Here is a 22749-nt window from a genome sequence, read left to right on the forward strand (position 1 = left end):
ATTCAATCGAAAAAAATGTGACTTTTATGTGCCGAGGCTCTGGGCCGGCCCTACCAGCCCAATGTCTCTTTCAAAAACGGGATGGTCAGCTTGCGCTGCGCCTGCAGTGAAGCCTGGTCGAGGCGTTCGAGCAGGTCGAACAGTGCGCTCATGCTGCGCGTGCCTCGGGTCAGGATGAAATGCCCGACTTCGTCGGTGAGGTGCAGGCCCCGGCGCGAAGCGCGCAATTGCAGGGCACGCAGCTTGTCTTCATCCGACAGGGCGCGCATCTGGAAGATCAGCGCCAGGGTCAGGCGCGACTTCAGGTCGGCCAGCTTGATCGGCAATTCCCGTGGGGAGCTGGACGCTGCCAGCAGCAAGCGGCGGCCGCTGTCGCGCAGGCGGTTGAACAGGTGGAACATGGCCTCTTCCCAGTCCGGCTTGCCGGCAATCACATGCAGGTCGTCCAGGCACACCAGTTCGTACTGTTCCAGGTTGTCGAGCAGTTCCACGCCGCGATCGAGCAGTTGCGCCAGAGGCAGGTACACCGCAGGCTCGCCCAGTTGCTCGAAGCGCAGGCACGCGGCCTGCAGCAGGTGGGTACGCCCTACGCCCTGCTTGCCCCACAGGTAGATCAGGCTTTCGGTCCAGCCGGCGTCGGCTTCGCAGAGTCGCTCGACGTAGCCCAATGCGGCGGCGTTGGCACCCGGATAGTAGTTGATGAAGGTGGCGTCATCACGCAGACGCACACCCAGGGGCAACTGGATCGGTTTCATGCTGGCTGGGCAGTCCCGAGGAACCGCAAGGGGCCTTTGGTGAAAAGTCCGCAAAGTCTATACCCGTGACGCCAACCGCACAATGCGTTAGCAAAATCAAAGGCTTGCGCGGCATATGGGGCAGGCATGGGTCAATCCTCCAGCAGTTCCTCTGCACTCAGGCGAAACAGCTCCACGGTGTTGATGCTCGCCCCTTCGAGCGAGCCTTCCTTATCCAGTACCTGGTTGGCCGCGTTCATCTCCGAACTGCGCCCGGCAACGCGCTGGAAGGTGCTGCGCGGTAGTGCGGCGCTCCAGCCATTCTCGAAGGTGTTGTAGGCCAGGGTCAGCGCCGCGGTGAAGTAGTGCTGATTGGCGACCGGGATCCGCACCGCATTGTCGTCCTGGTCATAGGCCGTGAAATGACTGGGCAGCGCCTTGAGCCCCAGACGCTTGAGCACCACCCAGGAAAACGCCGAGGGTACGAACATCGTGAGCTTCTCGGCCGCGTGCCGCGAGTAGCCCTGCTGCTGCAGGGCCGCTGCCACCTCATCCTCGTCGAGGTCATCGGCCAGCAGCGGCAATGCATCCATCACGCCTGCCAATGCACAGGCGTGGTCGGTTTCATGTTCCATCACTCAGGGTGTCCTTCAAAGGTCTGGGTCGATTTCACCAGCATACATGTCCGACTCTTTATAGAGGTCGTGCATGTGCCGCAGCAACACCATGATCACCGCCGCCACCGGCAGCGCCAGCAGTACCCCGGTGAACCCGAACAGCTCGCCGCCGGCCAGGATCGCGAAGATCACCGCCACCGGATGCAGACCGATGCGGTCGCCCACCAGCAATGGCGTGAGCACCATGCCTTCAAGCGCCTGGCCCACCATGAACACCGCGACGATGCCCAGCATCGGGTACAGGTCGCCGCCGAACTGGAACATGCCGGCGATCAATGCCGCGCCGATGCCGATGATGAAACCCATGTACGGCACGATGGCCGCAAGCCCGGCCATGATACCGATCAGCAGGCCCAGTTCGAGGCCCACCAGCATCAACCCGGCGGCGTAGATCACCCCCAGCGCCAGCATCACCAGCAACTGCCCGCGCACGAACGCACCGAGCACCTCGTGGCATTCCAGGGCCAGCGACACCACCTGCTCTTCGCGCTGGCGCGGCAACAGGCGGCGCAGCTTGGCCATCATCAGGTCCCAGTCGCGCAGCAGGTAGAAGCCCACCACCGGGATCAGCACCATGTTGGCCAACCAGCCGATCAGCGCCAGCCCGGACGCGGTAGCCTGGCTGAGCACGATGCCGACGATGTCGGTGGTCTGGCCCATGTGCTCGCTGATCGCCGACTTGATCTTGTCGAACTTCCAGAAGCCATCGGCCAGCCCCAGGCGCGTCTGCACCCACGGCAGCGCCACGTGCTGCAACCAGTCGAGCATCTGTGGTGCCAGCTCGTACAGGCGCACCAACTGCTTGGCCAGCATCGGGATCAGCACCAGCAGCATCGCCATGAACACCAGGGTGAACAGGGCGAACACCACCACCACGCCCCAGGTGCGTGACAGCCCGGCGCGCTCCAGCCGGTCCACCAGCGGGTCGGCCAGGTACGCCAGGCCGATACCTATAAGGAAGGGCGAGAGGATCCCGTGCAAGAAGTACAGCAGCGTGCCGATTACCAGCACCCCCAACACCCATACCCAACGGCGTGTATCCATCATTCAGTCACGCTCCCTGCCAACGAAACCGCAAACCGGTGAACGGTGCGGGCGCAGCCACCTGGGCCTCGCCTGGGGCTGCGGGTGCGACCGGCGCAGGGGCGGCGGCCTCTGCCGGCACCTCCTGCAGCCTGGCCAGGCCCAGTTGCGCACGCACCTGTTCGGGGGTGCCGCTGACGGTGTAGGTCAGGGTATCGCCGTCCACATAGGTCAGGCGCCCGCCCAGCGGCTCAAGGGTCTGCAAAAGCTGCGCATAGCGCTCCAGGGTCATGCCCTGCACCTGTATCTGGTTTTCGCCACCGGTGCCCGGCCGCGCGACAAAGCGCGGCGCCAGGCGCGTGCTGACGGCCAGCATCACCGCATCGGCCAGGGCGGCCTGATCGGCGCCTTCGACCTTGCCCTGCTCACGCTGGTCGCCCAGCCACAGGCGCCAGGTACCCTGCCATTTGCCCTCGCCCTCGGTGGCATGCACCGCCAGCAACGCATCGGCCGCGTAGCGCTCGGAGGCCTCGCGCAGGGGCGCGGGGTCGGTGCCTTCGAGGTTCTTGGTAGTGGCCACCAGTTGCTCGTTCAGGTCGCCCATGGGCAGGCGCAGCGGCAAGCCACGGTGTTGCGCGGCGCGGCGCAGCGGTTCGGCGCTGCTCTGGCCATCGCCCACCAGGCTCGAACCGCCCACGCTGTCGTTCAACCACCAGCCGAGGATGGCCGGCCGGTTGCTGCCCCACAGGGCCAGCCCGGCCTGGCGCAGCGCCCGGTCGGTGCTGCCGGGGTCGAAATCCACCAGCACGGTTTCCGGCGGGCCGGCCTCGAAACCGAACTGGCTGATGATTTGCTGCGGGTCCTTGCGTAGCCCTGCCAGGCCCGCACTCTGCGGCGCCTTGGGGTCGCCCGTGAGGCGCACCACCAGGGTGCTCAGGGCGTTCTGGGTGGCCTGGGCGCGGGCTTCGGTGCCCTCGCCGCTGACCGGCTCGCGCACCTGATAAAGGCCAGTGAGGGTTTCGGCCTGAACGCTCAGGCCAAACAGGGCAAGGCAGCCAACGGCCAGGTATGAACGCAAACGCATGGAGGATTCCTGTCCAGGTAAATAGAAAGCGCGGTCAGTGAAAAGTGAAGCTCTGACCACCCCCGCGGGTAAAACATTCAGCCCTGCGGTCAAATTTCATTACCTATACCTTATACAGCCCATGGCGCGGCAACCAGCGGCCATACCGAATCAATGTTTTTATGTCGAATGAGGCCCTGCCCGTCGGCCTGAGGATGGCCGCTACCGGGTAACCCTGATAAAATCGCGCGCCTTCGCAGACCGGCGACGCTCAGGCAGCAGGAAAACCCTCGCAATGCCTGGCAGGTGCCGGTCGATTCCCCCGAATCCCTCCCCCTAAAGGCCTGGATCATGAGCAAGCAACCCTCCCTGAGCTACAAGGACGCCGGTGTAGACATCGACGCCGGTGAAGCATTGGTCGAACGCATCAAAGGCGTCGCCAAGCGCACGGCGCGCCCGGAAGTCATGGGCGGCCTGGGGGGCTTCGGCGCCCTCTGCGAAATTCCGGCCGGCTACAAGCAGCCGGTGCTGGTTTCGGGCACCGACGGCGTGGGCACCAAGCTGCGCCTGGCACTGAACCTGAACAAGCACGACACCATCGGCCAGGACCTGGTCGCCATGTGCGTCAACGACCTGGTGGTGTGCGGCGCCGAGCCGCTGTTCTTCCTCGACTACTACGCCACCGGCAAGCTCAACGTCGACACCGCGGCTGACGTGGTCACCGGCATCGGCGCCGGCTGCGAACTGGCAGGCTGCTCGCTGGTAGGCGGCGAAACCGCTGAAATGCCGGGCATGTACGAAGGCGAAGACTACGACCTGGCCGGCTTCTGCGTCGGCGTGGTGGAAAAGGCCGAGATCATCGACGGCTCCAAGGTGGCTGCCGGTGACGCCCTGATCGCCCTGCCATCGTCGGGCCCGCACTCCAACGGTTACTCGCTGATCCGCAAGATCATCGAAGTGGCCGGCGCCGACATCCAGAACGTCCAGCTCGACGGCAAGCCGCTGACCGAACTGCTGATGGCCCCGACCCGCATCTACGTCAAGCCGCTGCTCAAGCTGATCAAGGACACCGGCGCGGTCAAGGCCATGGCCCACATCACCGGTGGCGGCCTGCTGGACAACATCCCGCGCGTGCTGCCAAAAGGCGCCCAGGCCGTGGTCGACGTGGCCAGCTGGCAGCGCCCGGCGGTATTCGACTGGCTGCAGCAGCAGGGCAACGTCGACGAGACCGAAATGCACCGCGTACTCAACTGCGGCGTGGGCATGGTGATCTGCGTGGGTCAGGATCAGGTCGACAACGCCCTGAACGTGCTGCGCGAAGCCGGCGAGCAGCCTTGGGTGATCGGCCAGATCGCCACCGCTGCCGAAGGCGCCGCCCAGGTCGAGCTGAAGAACCTCAAGGCGCACTGATGCCGAGCACGTCTTGTGATGTAGTGGTGCTGCTGTCCGGCACCGGCAGCAACCTGCAGGCCCTGATCGACAGTACCCGCACCGGCGACAGCCCGGTGCGGATCCGCGCGGTGATCTCCAACCGCGCCGATGCCTACGGCCTGCAGCGCGCCCGCGATGCGGGCATCGACACCGCCGTGCTCGACCACAAGGCCTTCGACGGCCGCGAGGCCTTCGACGCGGCGCTGGTCGAGCTGATCGACGGCTTTGCCCCGCAGCTGGTGGTGCTGGCCGGCTTCATGCGTATCCTCAGTGCCGGTTTCGTGCGCCATTACCACGGCCGCCTGCTCAATATCCACCCTTCCCTGCTGCCCAAGTACAAGGGCCTGCATACCCACCAGCGGGCGCTGGAAGCCGGGGATGCCGAGCATGGCTGCAGTGTGCACTTCGTCACCGAGGAACTCGATGGCGGGCCACTGGTCGTACAGGCTGTGATACCGGTAGTCTCGGATGACACGCCGGCGCAACTGGCCCAGAGGGTTCACAGCCAGGAACACCTGATTTATCCGCTGGCGGTGCGCTGGTTCGCCGAAGGCCGTTTGCGCCTTGGCGAGCACGGTGCTCTACTGGATGGCCAGCCCTTGGCGGCCAGCGGCCACTTGATTCGACCCTAGGAGATTTTATGCGTCGTGCCCTGCTCTTCGCACTTGCCGTGCTTGCACTGCCGCTTCAGGCAGCCGATCTGAAGCCTTTTTCGGCCAGCTACACCGCCGACTGGAAGCAACTGCCCATGAGCGGCACCGCCGAGCGCAGCCTGGCCAAGAACGCCAACGGGACCTGGAGCCTCAACTTCAAGGCCTCGATGATGATTGCCAGCCTGACCGAGCAAAGTACCCTGCGCCTGGACAAGGACACCCTGCTGCCGCAGACCTACCACTTCGAACGTGGCGGCCTGGGCAAGGCCAAGAAGGTCGACCTGGACTTCGACTGGTCGAGCAAGAAGATCACCGGCTCCGACCGTGGCGACGCGGTCAACCTGCCGCTCAACCGCGGCGTGCTGGACAAGTCGTCCTACCAGCTGGCCCTGCAGCATGACGTGGCAGCCGGCAAGAAGAGCATGACCTACCAGGTGGTGGATGGCGACGAGATCGACACCTACGACTTCCGCGTGCTGGGTACCGAAAAGGTCAGCACCAAGACCGGCCAGGTCGATGCGATCAAGGTCGAGCGCGTGCGCGACCCGAGCCAGAGCAAGCGCGTCACCGAGCTGTGGTTCGCCAAGGACTGGGACTACCTGCTGGTGCAACTGCGCCAGGTCGAGACCGACGGCAAGGAGTACGTGATCGTGCTGCAGGACGGCACGGTCGACGGCAAGTCGGTCAAGGGCAGCTGACAGGCCGCTAGCGTGCATTACCCAAAACCCCGCCTTGTGCGGGGTTTTGTTTTTGTGGCGTGGCCCTCCCTGCAGACACCAGCCTTGCTGGCGAAGGAGTCGCCTCGACCGTGCGGCATGAAAGATGTTTCATGCGCCAAGCATTTACTTAGGCTGCTAACAAATTCTATAAAAGAGACCTGCGACACGGTGCCGCAGTTAACTGGATTTGGAGTTAGCAGATGACTGTCAAAGTAACTGAGCGCGATGAATCGAAACTGTCCCACGAAGGCCTGGCCGCAGGCGTGCGTATCTGGGATGTGCATCAGCAGGACCAGCTGGTCGGCATGTTCCACAACGAACAGGAAGCCCACAGCTACCGGATCGAACTGGAGTACCTCGAAGCCAAGCGCCAACCCCAGTAATTCCCCGTCTTCAGAAACAGCAAACCCCGCCGAGGCGGGGTTTGTCGTGTCTAGCCCAGCAGGCTTACCACATCAGGTCATCCGGGATGACGTAGGCGGCGTACGGGTCGTCCGCATCCGGCGCTTCGACCTGGGTGTTGAGCAGCACGATGCGCTGCGGGTCGCGCTCCTGGATCTTCAGCGCGGCCTCACGCGGGATCACCTCGTAGCCACCGCCATGCTGCACGATCGCCAGCGAGCCGCTGCTCAGCTTGCTGCGCATCAACGCGTTGACCGACAGGCGCTTGACCTTCTTGTCGTCGACGAAGTTGTAGTAGTCCTCGGTGGTCAGCTTGGGCAGGCGCGACACCTCGATCAACTGCTTGACCTGGGCGGCACGGGCCTTCTGCTCGGCCTTTTCCTGCTGCTGACGGTTGAGCTCCTGGTCACGCTTGGCCTTCTCGGCCATGGCTTCCTTGGCCAGGCGCTGCTGGGTGTCGTCGACTTCGACCTGGCCTTTGTGCTCCAGGCGTTTCTGTTTCTTCTGTTCTTTGCTGACCTGCTTGACCTGCTTCTGGTTGACCAGGCCGGCTTTGAGCAGTTGGTCACGAAGGGAAAGGCTCATCGGTGTTCACTCACTTATGCAACAGCTCAGCCGCAGCTGGGCAGGTTCTTTTCCTGACGTTTGGCTTCGCCCCAGAGCGCGTCCAAGTCTTCGAGGGTGCAATCTTCAATCGGACGCCCCATGTCGCGCAATGCCTGTTCGATAAAACGGAAACGTCGTTCGAACTTGCGATTGGCACCACGCAGGGCGTTTTCCGGGTCCAGCTTGAGGTGACGGGCCAGGTTGACGGTGGCGAACAGCAAATCGCCCACCTCGTCGGCCAGCGCCGCCGGGTCGTTGTCGGCCATGGCCTGGAGTACTTCGTCCAGCTCCTCGCGCACCTTGTCCAGCACCGGCAACGGGTCGTCCCAGTCGAATCCGACCTGGGCCGCACGCTTTTGCAGTTTGGCCGCACGCGACAGGGCCGGCAAGGCCGCCGGCACGTCGTCGAGCAGCGACAGTTGTTCGGGCTCGCCCTTTTCGGCGCGCTCCTGGGCCTTGATCTCTTCCCAGCGCTGCTTGACCTGTTCTTCATCGAGCCGTGGCAGGTCCAGCGGCGCATGGAGCTCGCCGGTGGGGAATACGTGCGGGTGGCGACGGATCAGCTTGCGGGTGATGCTGTCGATCACCCCGGCGAAATCGAAACGGCCCTCTTCACGGGCCAGCTGGGCGTAATACACCACCTGGAACAGCAGGTCGCCCAGTTCGCCCTGCAAGTGTTCGAAGTCGCTGCGCTCGATGGCGTCGGCCACCTCGTAGGCTTCTTCGAGGGTGTGCGGGATGATCGTGGCGTAGGTCTGCCTGAGGTCCCACGGGCAGCCGTACTGCGGGTCGCGCAGGCGGGCCATGAGGTGGAGCAGGTCGTCTAGGGTGTACATCGTGTGCTCTCTGTTCGGCAGGTCTGGCCTCATCGCGGGTCAAGGCCGCTCCCACAAGGATCCTGCAGGAGCGGGCCTGCCCGCAATGGCGCCCTCAAGGCGTACGGTTGCGCCGCGTCTCGATGATGTTGGGCAACTGCGAAATGCGCCCCAGCAAGCGCCCCAGGGCGTCCAGGCCCGGGATCTCGATGGTCAGCGACATCAGCGCAGTGTTGTCCTCCTTGTTCGAACGGGTGTTCACCGCCAGCACGTTGATGCGCTCGTTGAGCAGCACCTGCGACACGTCGCGCAGCAGGCCCGGGCGGTCATACGCACGCACGATGATGTCCACCGGGTAGGTCTGCACCGGCACCGGGCCCCAGCTGACCTGGATGATGCGCTCCGGCTCGCGACCGGCCAGTTGCAGCACCGAGGCGCAGTCCTGGCGGTGAATGGTCACCCCACGACCCACGGTGATGTAGCCGACGATGGCATCGCCCGGCAGCGGCTGGCAGCACCCGGCCATCTGCGTCAGCAGGTTGCCCACGCCCTGGATCTGGATATCCCCGCGCTTGCCCGGCTTGTAGCCGGTGGCCTTGCGCGGCACCAGCTCGATGTGGTCGATGCGGTCCGGCTCCACCAGTTGCTGCGCGGCGTTGACCAGGTGCGCCAGGCGCAGGTCGCCGGCGCCCAGCGAGGCGAACATGTCTTCGGCAGTCTTGAGGTTGGCCTTTTCGGCCAGGCGCTCGAAGTCCACCTGCGGCAGGCCCAGGCGGTTGAGTTCGCGCTCGAGCAGGGTCTTGCCGGCGGCGACGTTCTGGTCGCGGGCCTGCAGCTTGAACCAGTGCACGATCTTGGCCCGCGCCCGCGAGGTGGTGACGTAGCCCAGGTTCGAGTTCAGCCAGTCGCGGCTCGGGTTGCCGTGCTTGCTGGTGATGATCTCCACCTGCTCGCCGGTCTGCAGGCTGTAGTTGAGCGGCACGATGCGCCCGTTGATCTTGGCGCCCCGGCAGTTGTGGCCGATCTCGGTGTGCACGCGGTAGGCGAAGTCCAGCGGCGTGGCGCCCTTGGGCAGGTCGATGGCGTGGCCGTCGGGGGTGAACACGTACACCCGGTCCGGCTCGATATCCACGCGCAGCTGTTCGGCCAGGCCGCCGATGTCCCCCAGTTCCTCGTGCCATTCCAGCACCTGGCGCAGCCACGAGATCTTCTCCTCGTAGTGGTTGGAGCTGGGCTTGACGTCGGTGCCCTTGTAGCGCCAGTGCGCGCAAACGCCCAGTTCGGCCTCCTCGTGCATGGCATGGGTGCGGATCTGCACCTCCAGCACCTTGCCCTCGGGGCCGATCACCGCGGTGTGCAGCGAGCGGTAGCCGTTCTCCTTGGGGTTGGCGATGTAGTCGTCGAACTCCTTGGGGATGTGCCGCCACAGGGTATGCACGATGCCCAGCGCGGTGTAGCAGTCGCGCATCTCGGGCACCAGCACGCGCACGGCGCGCACGTCGTAGATCTGGCTGAACTCCAGGCCCTTGCGCTGCATCTTGCGCCAGATCGAATAGATATGTTTGGCCCGGCCGCTGATGTCGGCCTTGACACCCGTGGCCAGCAGCTCGTTCTGCAGCTGGTTCATCACGTCGCTGATGAAGCGCTCGCGGTCGAGCCGGCGCTCGTGCAGCAGCTTGGCGATCTGTTTGTACTGGTCGGGTTCCAGGTAGCGGAACGAGAGGTCTTCAAGCTCCCACTTGATGTGGCCGATGCCCAGGCGGTGGGCCAGCGGCGCGTAGATGTCGAACACCTCGCGGGCCACGCGGTTGCGCTTCTCGTCGTCGGCGCCCTTCACCGCACGAATGGCGCAGGTTCGTTCGGCCAGCTTGATCAGCGCCACGCGCACGTCGTCGACCATCGCCACGAGCATCTTGCGCAGGTTCTCGACCTGCGCCTGCGAGCCCAGCACCAGCGAATGGCGCGGGCTGAGGCTGGCACTGATGGCCGCCATGCGCAGCACGCCGTCGATCAGCTTGGACACCACCGGGCCGAAACGCTGGCCCACCTCGGCCAGGGTCACCTTGCCTTCACGCACCGCACGGTAGATGACCGCCGCCACGAGGGAGTCCTGGTCGAGCTTGAGGTCGGCGAGAATCTCGGCGATCTCCAGGCCCGCCTGGAAGCTCGAGGTACCGTCGGCCCAGGAATGCTTGGCCGGGTTACCTTTTTTCTCTATATCCTGAGCGAACTCGCAGGCCGCCTTGAGGGCTTCCCGGTCCAGCGCCAGGTCGACGCTGACCACATGATCCAGCCATGCTTCGAGATTGATACTGCCGTCGGTGTTGACCGGCTGGTGCACTCTCACCTGTACCATCTTTGTTTACCTTTCCCTACAGCGCATGCTCATGCGCTTGAAAACACGGGTGTCGCCCCTGCCAGATCGAAGGGGCGACACCGGGCGGGCCAGCGTCGCTAACCCACCTCGAATAACGCCATGGCCTCGACATGCGCAGTCTGCGGAAACATGTCGAGGATCCCGGCACATTTTAACCGGTACCCCTGCTTGACCAGCTCGACGGTGTCGCGGGCCAGCGTCGCCGGGTTGCACGACACGTAGACCAGACGTCGGGCGCCAAGTGCGGCGATGTTGCGCACCACCTCGAAGGCACCGTCGCGCGGTGGGTCCAAGAGTACCGCACAAAAGCCTCCTGCCGCCCAGCCTGAAGTCGCCAGAGGCTGGGATAAATCGGCCTGAAAAAACTGCGTGTTATGCAGTTTGTTGCGTTGGGCATTGGCCGCGGCCCGGTCGACCATGGCCTGCACCCCTTCCACCGCCACCACTTCGCGGGCCTGCCGGGCCAGCGGCAGGGCAAAGTTGCCAAGGCCGCAGAACAGGTCCAGCACACGCTCGTCGGCCTGTGGCGCAAGCCATGCCAGGGCCTGCTCGATCATCGCGGTGTTGACCTGGGCATTGACCTGCACGAAGTCACCTGGCCTGTAGGCCAATTCCAGGTTCCACGGTTCCAGGGTAAACCCTAGCGTGTCCGCTGGATTGGCCGGGGCCGGTTGCCCCTCACCTTGTAACCAGAGTTGTACACCCGCCTCGCTGCAGAACGCCTGCAAACGTGCCAGGTCGGCCTCGACCAGTGGCGCGGTATGGCGCAGCAGCAGTGCCAGGGCGGTGCCGCTGAACAGCTCCACGTGCCCCACCACCTGTGGCTTGCTCAGGCTCTGCAACAGCAGCGGCAGGTGACGCAGTATCGACTGCAAGGGTTGTACCAGCACCGGGCAGTCGTCGATGGCGACGATGTCCTGGCTGGCTTCGGCGCGAAAGCCCACGTCGAGCTTCCGGGCCTTGGCGTCCCAGCGCACCGCCACGCGGGCGCGCCGGCGATAACCGAATTCGGGGCCGGACAACGGCGCGGCCCACTGCTCGGGCACCACGCCGGCGACCCGCTGCAACTGCTCGGCCAGCAGGCGCTGCTTGAGCTCGAGCTGAGCGGCATGGGGCAGGTGCTGCAGGTTGCAGCCGCCACAGCGATCGAAGTGCTTGCACGGCGCCGGGCGCCGCGCCTCGCTGGCGCTGAACACACGCTCCAAGCGTGCCTCGACCACCTTGCCGTGGGCATTGAGCACCCGTGCCTCGACCTCTTCACCGGCCAGGGCGCCGCTGACGAACCAGGTGCGCCCTTCGAAGAAGGCGATGCCGCGGCCGTCACCGGCCAGGCGCTCGATGCTCAGGCGCTGCTTCTTGCCCGTTGGCACCTGGGGCGCACGGGTACCACCGGTCGGCTGGAAGCGCAGACCGCCATTGCGTTTGGCCTTGGACATCAGTTGGCCGCGTCGAAGATGCCGGTCGACAGGTAACGGTCGCCTCGGTCACAGATGATCGCCACCATTACCGCGTTTTCCAGCTCGCGCGACAGGCGCAGCATGGCCGCCACCGCACCACCGGAGGACACGCCACAGAAAATGCCCTCTTCGCGGGCCAGCCGGCGGGTGGTTTCTTCGGCTTCGCTCTGGGCCATGTCGACCACACGGTCGACGCGGCTGGCGTCGAAGATCTTCGGCAGGTACTCGTGGGGCCAGCGGCGGATCCCGGGGATCGCCGAGCCTTCCATCGGTTGCAGGCCGACGATCTGCACGTTGGGGTTCTGCTCCTTGAGGTAGCGCGAGCAGCCCATGATGGTGCCCGTGGTGCCCATGGAGCTGACGAAGTGGGTGATGCTGCCGCCGGTCTGCTGCCAGATTTCCGGGCCGGTGCTGACGTAGTGGGCTTCGGGGTTGTCACCGTTGCCGAACTGGTCGAGCACCTGGCCACGGCCTTCGGCCTGCAGGCGCTCGGCGAGGTCGCGGGCGCCCTCCATGCCTTCTTCCTTGCTGACCAGGATCAGCTCGGCGCCGTAGGCGGTCATGGCAGCCTTGCGTTCGGCGCTGGAGTTGTCGGGCATGATCAGGATCATCTTGTAGCCCTTGATCGCCGCTGCCATCGCCAGGGCGATACCGGTGTTGCCGGAGGTTGCCTCGATCAGCGTGGCGCCTGGCTTGATCTGCCCGCGCAGTTCGGCACGGGTGATCATCGACAACGCCGGCCGGTCCTTGACCGAGCCTGCCGGATTGTTGCCTTCGAGCTTGAGCAGGAGGGTATTGCTGGTCTCGCCGGCCATGCGCTGCAGGCGAACCAGGGGCGTGTTGCCGACGCAATCGGCGATGGTAGGGTACTGCAAGGTCATGGCGTATTTCGCAATCCAGACTGCGGGGGCGCCTATCATACCGGCAAACGGCTTTGGCCCATATCACGCAATGGTTGAGGGTTATAGCCGAGGGATATAAGCAGCCCGCGCGCAGCAACTTGAAACGGTGGTGGTGTATTGGCCGGCAAGGCCGGCGCCTACAGCCGCAGCGGTGCTAGATCACCGCCGGCAGCTGCATGTTCACCCGCAAGCCCTTGGCGTTGTTCTGCGCCCACAGCTGCCCGCTCTGACGCTGCAGGGCATTGCGCGCAATGCTCAGGCCCAGGCCGAAGCCGCCGTTCCCCGGCCGCGAGTCGTCCAGGCGGGTGAACGGCGCGAAGATGTGTTCCAGCTGGGCCTCGTCCACGCCTCCGCCTTCGTCCTCCAGCCACAGCAGCCACTGGCCCCCCTGGCGGCTTCCCGCCAGGCGTATCACCCCGCCCGGCGGCGAGTGGCGAATGGCATTGCGCAGAATGTTCTCCAACGCCTGGGCCAGGCTGTTGAGGTTGCCCTGCACCCAGCAGTCGGCCCCCAGCGTGCACACCAGTTGCTCCCGCGGCCAGCCACTTTCGAAGCAGGCATCCTCCGCCAGCATCTCCCACAACGCCTGCACCTGGATCGGTTCGCTGACCAACTGCGTGCGCTCGGCGTCCAGCCAGGCCAGTTGCAGGGCGTCTTCCACCAGGCGCTGCATGTTGTCCACTTCCCGGCCCAGGCGTTCGCGCAGCGCCTCCAGGTCGGTCTCGCCCTCGCTGGCCACCCGCAGGCGGCTCAGCGGCGTGCGCATTTCATGGGACAGGTCGCGCAGCAACTGCTGCTGCAGGGCCACCGTGCCCTGCAGGCGCTCGGCCATGTCGTCGAAGGCGCGCCCCAGCTCGCCGAACTCGTCCTTGCGGCTGGTGGTGTCGCTGGCCACCCGCGCGGTGAGCCGGTCGGCGCGCCAGGCATTGGCCTGCTCGCGCAACTGGCTCAGCGGGCGAATCAGCATGCGATACAGGCCCACGCAGAACACCAGGGTCAGCAAGCCGGGGATCAGGCCGTTGGTGACCATTCGCCAGAACAGCATGTTCAGGCGCCCCGGCATCAGCCGCTGCGGCAGTTCGATCACCAGGCTGCCCAGGCTGGAGTCGTCCGGGAACGGCACGAGCATCCATGGCGAGCGCGCCGAATGCCGGCTTACCGGCCAGTCGGTGCCGCGCAGAAACGTCAGGCGCTGGCTCTGGGCGTCGGTCAGCGGCACGCTGCCCAGCGATTGCAGGTCGCTGCCGATCACGCCCACGAAACCGCGCTCGCGCTCGTGCATCTGCGTCAGCCACGCATCCACGCCGGCCTGCCCGCCGCGGCGCACGGCGTTTTCGGCCTCGCGGGCGTAGTCTTCGAGGGTGGCGCGCGCCTTGGGCGACAGGTAGGCGTTGCGGATCTCCATGTGCCGGCCCCACTGCCAGCTCAGGGCAATCATCAGCAGGCAGAACACCACCAGCAGCAAGGCCAGCTTCCAGAACAGGGAATGACGGCTGAGCACCTACAGGTCCTCGCTGGCGCTGAGCACATAGCCCTTGCCCCACACCGTGCGCACCTGGCGCTCCAGGTAACCGATGGCCTTGAGCTTGCGGCGGATCTGGCTCACGTGCATGTCCAGGCTGCGGTCATGCCGGGCATAGCCGCGCTGCAATACGTGCTGATAAAGGAATGCCTTGCTCAACACCTCTTCATGGCTGCGGTGCAGGGTGTCGAGCAGGCGGTACTCGCTTAAGGTCAGGCCGGCCCGCTGCTGCCCGTGGAGCACATCGCAGGCCAGTTCATCGAACACCAGTTCGCCCGCGGGCGTGCCCTCCCCCGGCTGGTGCCGGCGCTCCAGCGCCACCCGCCGCAGGATCGCCTCGATGCGCACGCGCAGCTCGACCATGCTGAACGGTTTGGGCAGGTAGTCGTCGGCGCCGCGCTGGAAGCCGGTGATGCGATCGCCTTCGGCGCCCAGCGCCGACATCAGGATCACCGGTATCGAGCTCTTCTCGCGCAGCCGCGCCAGGGCATCCAGCCCGTTCAGGCCGGGCAGCAGGATATCCATCAGCACCACATCGAAGCTGCGCTGGCGAGCCATCTGCAGCCCTTCGCGGCCATCGCGGCACCAGGTCACCAGAAACCCGCTGCGCTCGAGCTGCTCGTGCAGGTGGGCACCCAGGACCGGATCGTCCTCGATGGCAAGTATGTTTGAGGCGTTAATGGCGACGGGATTCATTGGCTGGTGCTAGCAATTCTCAATCGCTCGATTATTGAGCATTCCCCCCATGCAAGCAACACGCGCCGACAAAAGCACCTACGCCTCCTACAATCGACAAAAACAGATACAAATGAGTGCATTAGATACACAGTCGCGGTAATTTTCAGAGTTGGGTCGTCGGAACATGCCGACGAAGGTCCTACAGCGCTAACCGAGCACAGGAGAGTGGGCGTGCTGAATCGATTGGGAATCAGAAGCCGCGTACTGCTGCTCGCCCTGCTCCCGGCCAGCATGATGGCACTGGTGCTGGGTGGTTACTTCACCTGGTTGCAGCAAAGCGAACTGCAGGCCCAGCTGCTGCAACGCGGTCGCATGATCGCCGAGCAACTGGCGCCCCTGGTGGCCCCGGTGCTGGCCCGCAACGATTCGGCGCAGCTCGAGCGCATCGCCGCCGAGGCGCTGGAGCAGGCCGACGTGCGCGCCGTGTCGTTTCTGCACCCCGACCGCAGCCACCTGGCCCACGCCGGCCCGAGCATGCTCAACCAGCAGCCCAGCGGTGGCGGCACCCAGTTGCTGCAACGCAGCGGCAACGATGCCACGCGCTACCTGTTGCCGGTGTTCGGCCGCCATCGCGAGCTGGCCGGCGAACGGGTTCCCGGTGAAGCCGACCGCCTGCTGGGCTGGGTCGAGATCGAGCTGTCCCACGATGGCACGCTGCTGCGCGGCTACCGCAGCCTGTTCGCCAGCCTGCTGCTGATTCTGGTGGGCCTGGGCGCGACCGCCCTGCTGGCGCTGCGCATGAGCCGCACCATCAACGGCCCCATCGGGCAGATCAAGTTCGCGGTCAACCAGCTCAAGGACGGCAACCTCGAACAGCGCCTGCCGAGCCTGGGCAGCCATGAGCTGGATGAACTGGCCAATGGCATCAACCGCATGGCCGAAACCCTGCACAACGCCCATGAAGAGCTGCAGCACAGCATCGACCAGGCCACCGAGGACGTGCGCCAGAACCTTGAGACCATCGAGATCCAGAACATCGAGCTGGACATGGCGCGCAAGGAAGCCCTGGAAGCCAGCCGCATCAAGTCCGAATTCCTGGCCAACATGAGCCACGAGATCCGCACGCCGCTCAACGGCATCCTGGGCTTTACCCACCTGCTGCAGAAAAGCGAACTGACCCCGCGCCAGCTCGACTACCTGGGTACCATCGAAAAATCCGCCGACAGCCTGCTGGGCATCATCAACGAGATCCTCGACTTCTCCAAGATCGAGGCCGGCAAGCTGGTGCTCGACAGCATCCCGTTCAACCTGCGCGACCTGATCCAGGACACCCTGACCATCCTCGCCCCGGCGGCCCACGCCAAGCAGCTCGAACTGGTCAGCCTGGTGTACCGCGACACCCCGCTGTCGCTGGTGGGCGACCCGCTGCGGCTCAAGCAGATCCTCACCAACCTGGTGAGCAACGCGATCAAGTTCACCCGCGAAGGCACCATCGTTGCCCGCGCCATGCTCGATGACGAAACCGAAGACAGCGTGCAATTGCGCATCTGCGTGCAGGACACCGGCATCGGCCTGTCCAGCCAGGATGTGCGTGCCCTGTTCCAGGCCTTCAGTCAGGCCGACAACTCGCTGTCGCGCCAGCCCGGCGGCACCGGCCTGGGGCTGGTGATCTCCAAGCGCCTGATCGAACAGATGGGCGGCGAGATCGGCGTCGACAGTACCCCGGGCGAGGGTTCGCAGTTCTGGATCAGCCTCAACCTGCCCAAGGCCCGCGACGACGCCGAGGACCTGCCACCCCAGGCGCTGCAAGGCCGGCGCATGGCAATCGTGGACGACCACGAACTGGCCCGCCAGGCATTGGCGCACCAGATGCAGGACTGCGGCCTGGACGTGACCACCTTCACCACCAGCGAGCAGCTGCTCAAGGGCATCGAGGCCGCCTTCCTTGCCGGCCAGCCGTTCGAGCTGGCGATCATGGGGGTCAACCTGCAATCGCTGGCGCCCGAGCGCTTGGGCCAGTACATCCAGCGCCTGGAGCACTTTGCCTGTCAGGCCCTGGTGCTGTGCCCCACCACCGAACAGGCGCTGTACCACCCGCACCTGCCCAATGCCCACGGCCAGCTGCACGCCAAGCCTGCGTGTACGCGCAAGGTGCGCCGGGCCCTGCTCGAGCTGGTGCAGCCCAGGCGTACCAGCGGCGAATACAAGGTGCCCAGCGGCCAGCGCCAGCCCCGAGTGCTGTGCGTGGACGACAACCCGGCCAACCTGCTGCTGGTGCAGACCCTGCTCGAAGACCTCGGCGCCGATGTGCTGGCGGTGGACAGCGGCCATGCGGCGATCAGCGCAGTGCAGGACGAGCACTTCGACCTGGTGCTGATGGACGTGCAGATGCCGGTGATGGACGGGCGCGAATGCACCGAACAGATCCGTCAGTGGGAGGCCACGCGCAGCGCCCCGGCCTTGCCGATCGTGGCCTTGACCGCGCATGCCATGGCCAACGAGAAGCGCGCCCTGCTGCACAGCGGCATGGACGACTACCTGACCAAGCCGATCAGTGAGCGCCAGCTGGCCCAGGTGGTGCTGAAGTGGACCGGCCTGCAACTGGGCAGCCCGACCAACGAGCGCGGCGCCGAACTGCCGGTCGACGGCAACGACCTGAAGGTGCTGGACCCTGAGGAAGGCCTGCGCCTGGCGGCAGGCAAGCCGGACCTGGCCGCCGACATGCTGGCCATGCTGCTGGCTTCGCTGGATGCCGACCGCGACGCGATCCGCTGCGCCCGCGAGGCCGACGACCGCCACGCCACTATCGAGCGCGTGCACCGCCTCAATGGCGCCACGCGCTATTGCGGCGTACCGCAGCTGCGCGCCGCCTGCCAGCGCAGCGAAACCCTGCTCAAGCAGGACGACCCCGAGGCCCAGCGTGCCCTCGACGAACTGGACCAGGCCATCAACCGCCTGACGACCGTGGCCCGCCAGAGCGCCTGATCTCTGGCAAGGCCCGGGCCTTGCCGGTTGGTTACACTGACGGCATCCGACCCTTGGGAACCATGCCATGCAAGCCTTGCTCTTCAGCAGCCAACACTATGACCAGGACAGCTTCAGCAGCGCGCCAGGGGCCACGCAACTGGCGCTGCACTTTCAAGGCGCGCGCCTGACCGAAGACACCGCGGCACTGGCCGAAGGCTACGAGGTGGTGTGCGCGTTCATCAACGACGACCTCTCGGCGCCGGTGCTGAGCCGCCTCAAGGCCGGCGGCACGCGCCTGATCGCGCTGCGCTCGGCCGGCTACAACCATGTCGACCTGGCCGCCGCCAAGCGCCTTGGGCTGACGGTGGTGCGGGTGCCGGCCTACTCGCCGCATGCGGTGGCCGAACACGCCGTGGCCCTGATTCTTGCCCTCAATCGCCGCCTGCATCGTGCCTACAACCGCACTCGCGAGGGCGATTTCAGCCTGCACGGGCTGACCGGTTTCGACCTGCACGGCAAGACCGTCGGCGTGGTCGGCACCGGCCAGATCGGCCTGGCGTTTGCGCGGATCATGGCAGGCTTCGGCTGCCAGTTGCTGGCGTACGACCCCTACCCCAACCCCGAGGTGGAGGCGCTGGGTGCACGTTACCTGGACCTGCCGGAGCTGCTGCGCGAATCGCGCATCATCAGCCTGCACTGCCCGCTCACGCCGCAGACCCGGCACCTGATCAACCCGCAGAGCCTGGCCAGCCTGCAGCCGGGCGCCATGCTGATCAATACCGGGCGCGGCGCGCTGGTCGACACACCGGCGCTGATCGACGCGCTCAAGAGCGGCCAGCTCGGCTACCTGGGGCTGGACGTGTACGAGGAGGAGGCGCAGATCTTTTTCGAGGACCGCTCCGACCTGCCGTTGCAGGACGACGTGCTGGCGCGGCTGCTGACCTTCCCCAACGTGATCGTGACCGCGCACCAGGCCTTCCTGACCCGCGAGGCACTGGCGGCGATCGCCGCCACCACGCTGGAGAACATTGCCCGCTGGGCGGCAGGCAATCCGCAGAATCTGGTCGAGGGATGATGCTAGGATACGCGCCATATTTGGAGGACCCATGGTCGAACACGATTTCCGCTACACCCTGTTCAATCCGCAACACACCCTGATCGAATGCCGCTCGCTGGTACCCGGTCGCTATCAGGTCACCGGCAACGGTGGCTCGATCCAGAAAGGCGACGTACTGCTGGTGACCCTCAAGGGCAGCAAGACCCTGTCGATGCGCCTGACGGTCGAGACCGTGCGCCACCTGATCAACCCCACCGGCCAGTGGGTGGCGGTAGCGGCGGGCCCGGTGTTCGGCGAGCTGGCGATTCATGCATGGCAGGTCAACTGCGATGGCTGCCAGGCCACCCTGGACTTCGAATTCGCCGTGGATGCCAAACTGGGCACCAAGGCGCAGAAGCCGGCGGCCGTGGCGCGCATCGCCGAATTGGGTTGGTGCACACAGGGCGACAAGCACCTGTGCCCGAAATGCCAGGAGGCTGCAAAGTGAAACCCGTGATGGTCTGTGCAGCGGTGGTCGCGACCCTGGCCGGTTGCGCAGCCGAGCCGATGAAGCTGCAACAGGAACAGAGCTACGTGCTGGAGTGGATTGGCGAACGTCCGCTGATCGACTACAGCCACCTGACCCTGACGCTGGCCGAGGATGGCCGGGCGTATGGCAATGCCGGCTGCAACCACTGGTTTGCGCCGTATACGCTGGACGGCGAGAAACTCAGCTTTGGCCCGGTGGGCAGCACGCGCAAGCAGTGCGCGCCGGCGCTGATGGAGCAGGAAAAGCGCTTTCTGAAGGCGCTGGAGACCGTGCAACGCTGGGACATCTCGCCGATCGAGCAGGTGCGCTTCTGGCCCGAACAGGGCAAACCGCTGCGCTTCTGGCCTGAGGAAGGCTGACAGACCGCATCGCCTGCATCGCGGCCCAGGCCCGCCCCCACAACGCTGTGGGAGCGGGCTTGACCCGCGATGGGCGCACCGCCGATCAGGCGCCCTTTAGCACCTTGATCTTCTCGGCCAGCCCCTCGGCCGTCTGCTCGCCCATCAACTGCTCACGCACCTTGCCCTTGTCGTCGATGATGTAGGTCACCGGCAGCGCCTCGCTGCGCGGCAGGTCGTAGCGCTCGGCCGGGTCGTCGGCCAGCACGGTGAAGTCGATGCCCAGCGCCTGGCTAGCCTTTTTCAGCTCATCGCCGCGCAAACCGTCGAAATTCACCCCCAGTACGGTGATCCCCTGCGCCTGCCAGTCCTTGGCGGCTGCGTTCAGTTCGGGGATCTCGGTGCGGCACGGCCCGCACCATTCGGCCCAGTAGTTGAGCACCACCCAGCGCCCTTCGATCTGCTCGGCTTTCACCGCATTGCCGTTCTGGTCGAGGCCGTAGTCCACACCGCATCCGCCGAGCAACAGGCTCGCGGTGATGGCCAGGGCTGCTGCCAATCGCCTTGTCATGGGTCAATCCTTCTTCAAGATTCAGGCAAAATGCCAATTCGCTGCGGTTAGAATAGCCGCCACCCCCTGCCGGATGCGACCCCGAACATGACCGAACTGACCCTGTATCACAACCCGCGCTGCTCCAAGTCCCGTGGCGCGCTGGAATTGCTCGAAGCCCGTGGCCTGACCCCGGAGGTGGTGCGCTACCTGGAAACCCCACCCGACGCCGCCACCCTCAAGGCCCTGCTCGGCAAGCTGGGCATCGGCGCGCGCCAGCTGCTGCGCAGTGGCGAAGACGAATTCAAGACTCTGGGCCTGGCCGACCCGGCCCTGAGCGACGACCAGTTGATCGACGCCATGGCCCGGCACCCCAAGCTGATCGAACGCCCGATCCTGGTGGCGGGCGACAACGCCGTGATTGGCCGGCCGCCCGAGAAGGTGCTGGAGATTCTGCCGTGAGCGCGCCCTATATCCTGATCCTGTTCTACAGCCGCCACGGCTCCACCAGCGAAATGGCCCGGCAGATTGCCCGTGGCGTCGAACTGGGTGGGCTGGAGGCGCGCCTGCGCACGGTGCCGGCGATTTCCACCGAGTGTGAAGCGGTGGCCCCCGACATCCCCGAGAACGGCGCGCTGTATGCCACCCTCGACGACCTGCGCCATTGCTCGGGCCTGGCCCTGGGCAGCCCGACGCGCTTCGGCAACATGGCCGCGCCGCTCAAGTATTTCATCGACGGCACCAGCAGCCTGTGGCTGAGTGGCGGGCTGGTGGGCAAGCCAGCGGCGGCGTTCACCTCCACGGCCAGCCTGCATGGCGGCCAGGAGTCGACCCTGCTGTCGATGCTGCTGCCGCTGATGCACCACGGCATGCTGATCATGGGGCTGCCCTACAGCGAATCGGCGTTGCTCGACACCCGGGGCGGCGGCACGCCGTATGGCGCCAGCCACCATGCCGGGGCCGATGGCAAGCGCGACCTGGACGCCGACGAGATCGCCCTGTGCCGTGCCCTGGGCCAGCGCCTGGCGAGCACTGCCAAACTGCTGGAGAACGGCCGTGGCTAAGAAGCCCAAGGTGCTGCCGCCGCTGGAGTGGCTGGAGCCACGTGTGCGCGCTACCCGGGTGCTGAGCCTGGTGGCGTTTTTCAGCCTGATGGCGTTGCTGACGGTGAACAACCTGTGGTTCGCCAACCTGCACGGCGCGCGCGTGGGGGTGATCCTGGCCATCGAGCTGGTGCCGTTGCTGCTGGTGCTGCCGGGCATGCTGATGGGCAGTGCACGGGCCCATGCGTGGACGTGCTTCGTGGTGAACCTGTACTTCATCAAGGGCGTGCTGGCCGCGTTCGACCCGGCGCGGGCGCTGCTGGGGTGGCTGGAAGTGGGGATCAGCCTGGTGCTGTTCGTGAGTGCGCTGCTGTTTGTGCGCTGGCGCTTTCAGTATGAGCGGCGGGTGGCAATGTAGGAGCCGGCATTGCCGGCGAAGGGCTGCAACGCAGCCCTGTAGCATCAGACTGAATCGCGTTGCGGCCTTCGCTGGCAAGGCCAGCTCCTACAGGCGATTGCGACACCGTCGATCTCAATGGTTGACGGTATACGCCAGCATCATCGACAACTGGCACATCGGCCGCCCGCTCTGGGCATGCCACTGGTTGAACGCCTGCTGCACGGTGGCCAGGTCGCGCTGGCTGGTCGGCTGCCGGTCGATCACATCCTGCGCCACCAGCGCCGCCACCACGTCATTGCTCGGCACGAAGGTGTCCTTGCCGACCATGCGCAGAAAACGCGGCGCCGACAGCCCGCCCATCTGGTTGCCCTGCTTGGCCAGGTACTTCCACAGGCCGACGATGTCGGTCACCGGCCAGTCGGCGATCAACGCACCGAAACTGCCCTTCTCCCTGGCCACGTCGAGCATGAACTGCGCATTGCGCGGCACGCTCTTGAGCTTGCCCAGGCGGCGGATGATGCGGGTGTCCTGCATCAGCCGCTCCAGGTGCTCGGCACCCATCAGCACCACCTTCTCTGGGTCGAAGCCGAAGAACACCTGCTCGAACGCCGGCCACTTGGCATCCACCAGGCTGTGCTTGAGCCCGGCGCGAAACACCCGCAGGGCCATGGTCGAGAGGTAGCGGTCGTCGCTGATCCGGCGCAGCTGCGCCGGGCTCAACGGCTCGGGCAGGTGCGCCTCGAGCGCCGCCGCCGAACCGAAGCGGTTCAGGCAGAATTCATGCAGCCACTGATAATCGCGCATGC

The 22749-nt window shown here is 65.6% G+C and carries 24 protein-coding genes; 11 read left to right on the forward strand and 13 right to left on the reverse strand.

Annotated features, from left to right (window positions below):
• Positions 1-50 precede the first annotated feature (50 nt).
• From hda to MF6396_RS04605, 4 genes are all read right to left on the reverse strand, one after another.
• A complete protein-coding gene (gene hda / locus MF6396_RS04590; protein WP_043862546.1) occupies positions 51-755 on the reverse strand; it encodes a DnaA regulatory inactivator Hda in 705 nt (234 codons plus the stop codon).
• Positions 756-886: 131 nt separating this feature from the next.
• A complete protein-coding gene (locus MF6396_RS04595; protein WP_043862547.1) occupies positions 887-1369 on the reverse strand; it encodes a hypothetical protein in 483 nt (160 codons plus the stop codon).
• Between the two features lie 15 nt (positions 1370-1384).
• A complete protein-coding gene (locus MF6396_RS04600) occupies positions 1385-2458 on the reverse strand; it encodes an AI-2E family transporter (RefSeq protein ID WP_043862548.1) in 1074 nt (357 codons plus the stop codon).
• Between the two features lie 4 nt (positions 2459-2462).
• Positions 2463-3518: a DUF2066 domain-containing protein gene (locus tag MF6396_RS04605; RefSeq protein WP_078479799.1), complete on the reverse strand. Its 1056-nt coding sequence runs from the start codon at positions 3516-3518 to the stop codon at positions 2463-2465.
• Between the two features lie 330 nt (positions 3519-3848).
• On the opposite strand from MF6396_RS04605, the gene purM reads away from it, so the two are divergent.
• The 4 genes from purM to MF6396_RS04625 all read left to right on the forward strand — a co-directional run bounded on the left by purM (position 3849) and on the right by MF6396_RS04625 (position 6683).
• On the forward strand, positions 3849-4907 hold the full coding sequence (gene purM / locus MF6396_RS04610) for a phosphoribosylformylglycinamidine cyclo-ligase (protein ID WP_043862550.1): 1059 nt from the start codon (positions 3849-3851) through the stop codon (positions 4905-4907).
• Complete coding sequence (gene purN / locus MF6396_RS04615; RefSeq protein WP_054914698.1) at positions 4907-5560, forward strand: phosphoribosylglycinamide formyltransferase; 654 nt, start codon at positions 4907-4909, stop codon at positions 5558-5560. Before purM ends, purN begins: the two co-directional genes overlap by 1 nt.
• A gap of 8 nt (positions 5561-5568) precedes the next feature.
• Entirely contained in the window at positions 5569-6279 is a 711-nt protein-coding gene (locus tag MF6396_RS04620; RefSeq protein WP_043862552.1) for a DUF3108 domain-containing protein, read from the forward strand.
• A gap of 221 nt (positions 6280-6500) precedes the next feature.
• Entirely contained in the window at positions 6501-6683 is a 183-nt protein-coding gene (locus tag MF6396_RS04625) for a hypothetical protein (protein ID WP_043862553.1), read from the forward strand.
• A gap of 64 nt (positions 6684-6747) precedes the next feature.
• Here the strand turns inward: MF6396_RS04625 and MF6396_RS04630 are convergent, their stop codons facing one another.
• The 7 genes from MF6396_RS04630 to MF6396_RS04660 form a co-directional block, all read right to left on the reverse strand.
• The gene (locus MF6396_RS04630) at positions 6748-7287 is read right to left on the reverse strand and encodes a DUF2058 domain-containing protein (protein WP_043862554.1); all 540 of its coding nucleotides are present in this window, start codon (positions 7285-7287) and stop codon (positions 6748-6750) included.
• A 26-nt stretch (positions 7288-7313) separates the two neighbouring features.
• Positions 7314-8144 carry a nucleoside triphosphate pyrophosphohydrolase gene (mazG, locus tag MF6396_RS04635; RefSeq protein ID WP_078479800.1) on the reverse strand — a complete coding sequence of 277 codons (831 nt, stop codon included), beginning with the start codon at positions 8142-8144 and terminating at the stop codon, positions 7314-7316.
• A 94-nt stretch (positions 8145-8238) separates the two neighbouring features.
• Complete coding sequence (relA, locus tag MF6396_RS04640; protein ID WP_054914700.1) at positions 8239-10479, reverse strand: GTP diphosphokinase; 2241 nt, start codon at positions 10477-10479, stop codon at positions 8239-8241.
• A 98-nt stretch (positions 10480-10577) separates the two neighbouring features.
• The gene (rlmD, locus tag MF6396_RS04645) at positions 10578-11936 is read right to left on the reverse strand and encodes a 23S rRNA (uracil(1939)-C(5))-methyltransferase RlmD (RefSeq protein ID WP_043862557.1); all 1359 of its coding nucleotides are present in this window, start codon (positions 11934-11936) and stop codon (positions 10578-10580) included.
• Entirely contained in the window at positions 11936-12838 is a 903-nt protein-coding gene (gene cysM / locus MF6396_RS04650; protein WP_162484876.1) for a cysteine synthase CysM, read from the reverse strand. The genes rlmD and cysM overlap by 1 nt, the downstream gene beginning before the upstream one ends.
• Positions 12839-13013: 175 nt before the next feature.
• A complete protein-coding gene (locus tag MF6396_RS04655; protein ID WP_078479810.1) occupies positions 13014-14297 on the reverse strand; it encodes a HAMP domain-containing sensor histidine kinase in 1284 nt (427 codons plus the stop codon).
• A 63-nt stretch (positions 14298-14360) separates the two neighbouring features.
• Positions 14361-15077: a response regulator transcription factor gene (locus MF6396_RS04660; protein ID WP_043862560.1), complete on the reverse strand. Its 717-nt coding sequence runs from the start codon at positions 15075-15077 to the stop codon at positions 14361-14363.
• 213 nt (positions 15078-15290) lie between these two features.
• Between MF6396_RS04660 and MF6396_RS04665 the strand changes: the two genes are divergently transcribed.
• The 4 genes from MF6396_RS04665 (at position 15291) to MF6396_RS04680 (ending at position 19971) form a co-directional block, all read left to right on the forward strand.
• Positions 15291-18044 carry a response regulator gene (locus tag MF6396_RS04665; RefSeq protein ID WP_043862561.1) on the forward strand — a complete coding sequence of 918 codons (2754 nt, stop codon included), beginning with the start codon at positions 15291-15293 and terminating at the stop codon, positions 18042-18044.
• A 67-nt stretch (positions 18045-18111) separates the two neighbouring features.
• Positions 18112-19101, forward strand: coding sequence for a 2-hydroxyacid dehydrogenase (locus MF6396_RS04670; protein WP_043862562.1), 990 nt, complete (start codon positions 18112-18114; stop codon positions 19099-19101).
• Positions 19102-19132: 31 nt separating this feature from the next.
• Positions 19133-19570, forward strand: a complete 438-nt coding sequence (locus MF6396_RS04675) for a hypothetical protein (protein WP_058541001.1) — start codon at positions 19133-19135, stop codon at positions 19568-19570.
• 8 nt (positions 19571-19578) lie between these two features.
• Positions 19579-19971: an META domain-containing protein gene (locus MF6396_RS04680; RefSeq protein ID WP_078479811.1), complete on the forward strand. Its 393-nt coding sequence runs from the start codon at positions 19579-19581 to the stop codon at positions 19969-19971.
• 85 nt (positions 19972-20056) lie between these two features.
• Here the strand turns inward: MF6396_RS04680 and MF6396_RS04685 are convergent, their stop codons facing one another.
• Positions 20057-20521 carry a TlpA disulfide reductase family protein gene (locus MF6396_RS04685; protein WP_043862565.1) on the reverse strand — a complete coding sequence of 155 codons (465 nt, stop codon included), beginning with the start codon at positions 20519-20521 and terminating at the stop codon, positions 20057-20059.
• 87 nt (positions 20522-20608) lie between these two features.
• Here MF6396_RS04685 and arsC point away from each other — a divergent pair, with 87 nt between their 5' ends.
• From arsC to MF6396_RS04700, 3 genes are read left to right on the forward strand one after another with little or no spacing between them, the layout of a single operon-like run.
• A complete protein-coding gene (gene arsC / locus MF6396_RS04690; protein ID WP_058540999.1) occupies positions 20609-20962 on the forward strand; it encodes an arsenate reductase (glutaredoxin) in 354 nt (117 codons plus the stop codon).
• The gene (gene wrbA, locus MF6396_RS04695) at positions 20959-21564 is read left to right on the forward strand and encodes an NAD(P)H:quinone oxidoreductase (RefSeq protein ID WP_043862567.1); all 606 of its coding nucleotides are present in this window, start codon (positions 20959-20961) and stop codon (positions 21562-21564) included. The genes arsC and wrbA overlap by 4 nt, the downstream gene beginning before the upstream one ends.
• Positions 21557-21961 carry a DUF2069 domain-containing protein gene (locus tag MF6396_RS04700; RefSeq protein WP_058540998.1) on the forward strand — a complete coding sequence of 135 codons (405 nt, stop codon included), beginning with the start codon at positions 21557-21559 and terminating at the stop codon, positions 21959-21961. Before wrbA ends, MF6396_RS04700 begins: the two co-directional genes overlap by 8 nt.
• 114 nt (positions 21962-22075) lie before the next feature.
• On the opposite strand, the gene MF6396_RS04705 is transcribed toward MF6396_RS04700, so the two are convergent.
• Positions 22076-22747 (reverse strand): DNA-3-methyladenine glycosylase I, encoded by a 672-nt coding sequence (locus tag MF6396_RS04705; protein WP_078479801.1) that lies wholly within the window; start codon positions 22745-22747, stop codon positions 22076-22078.
• Positions 22748-22749 lie beyond the last annotated feature (2 nt).

It is taken from the genome of Pseudomonas sp. MF6396 (assembly GCF_002018915.1).
GTDB classification, from domain to species: Bacteria; Pseudomonadota; Gammaproteobacteria; order Pseudomonadales; family Pseudomonadaceae; genus Aquipseudomonas; species Aquipseudomonas palmensis.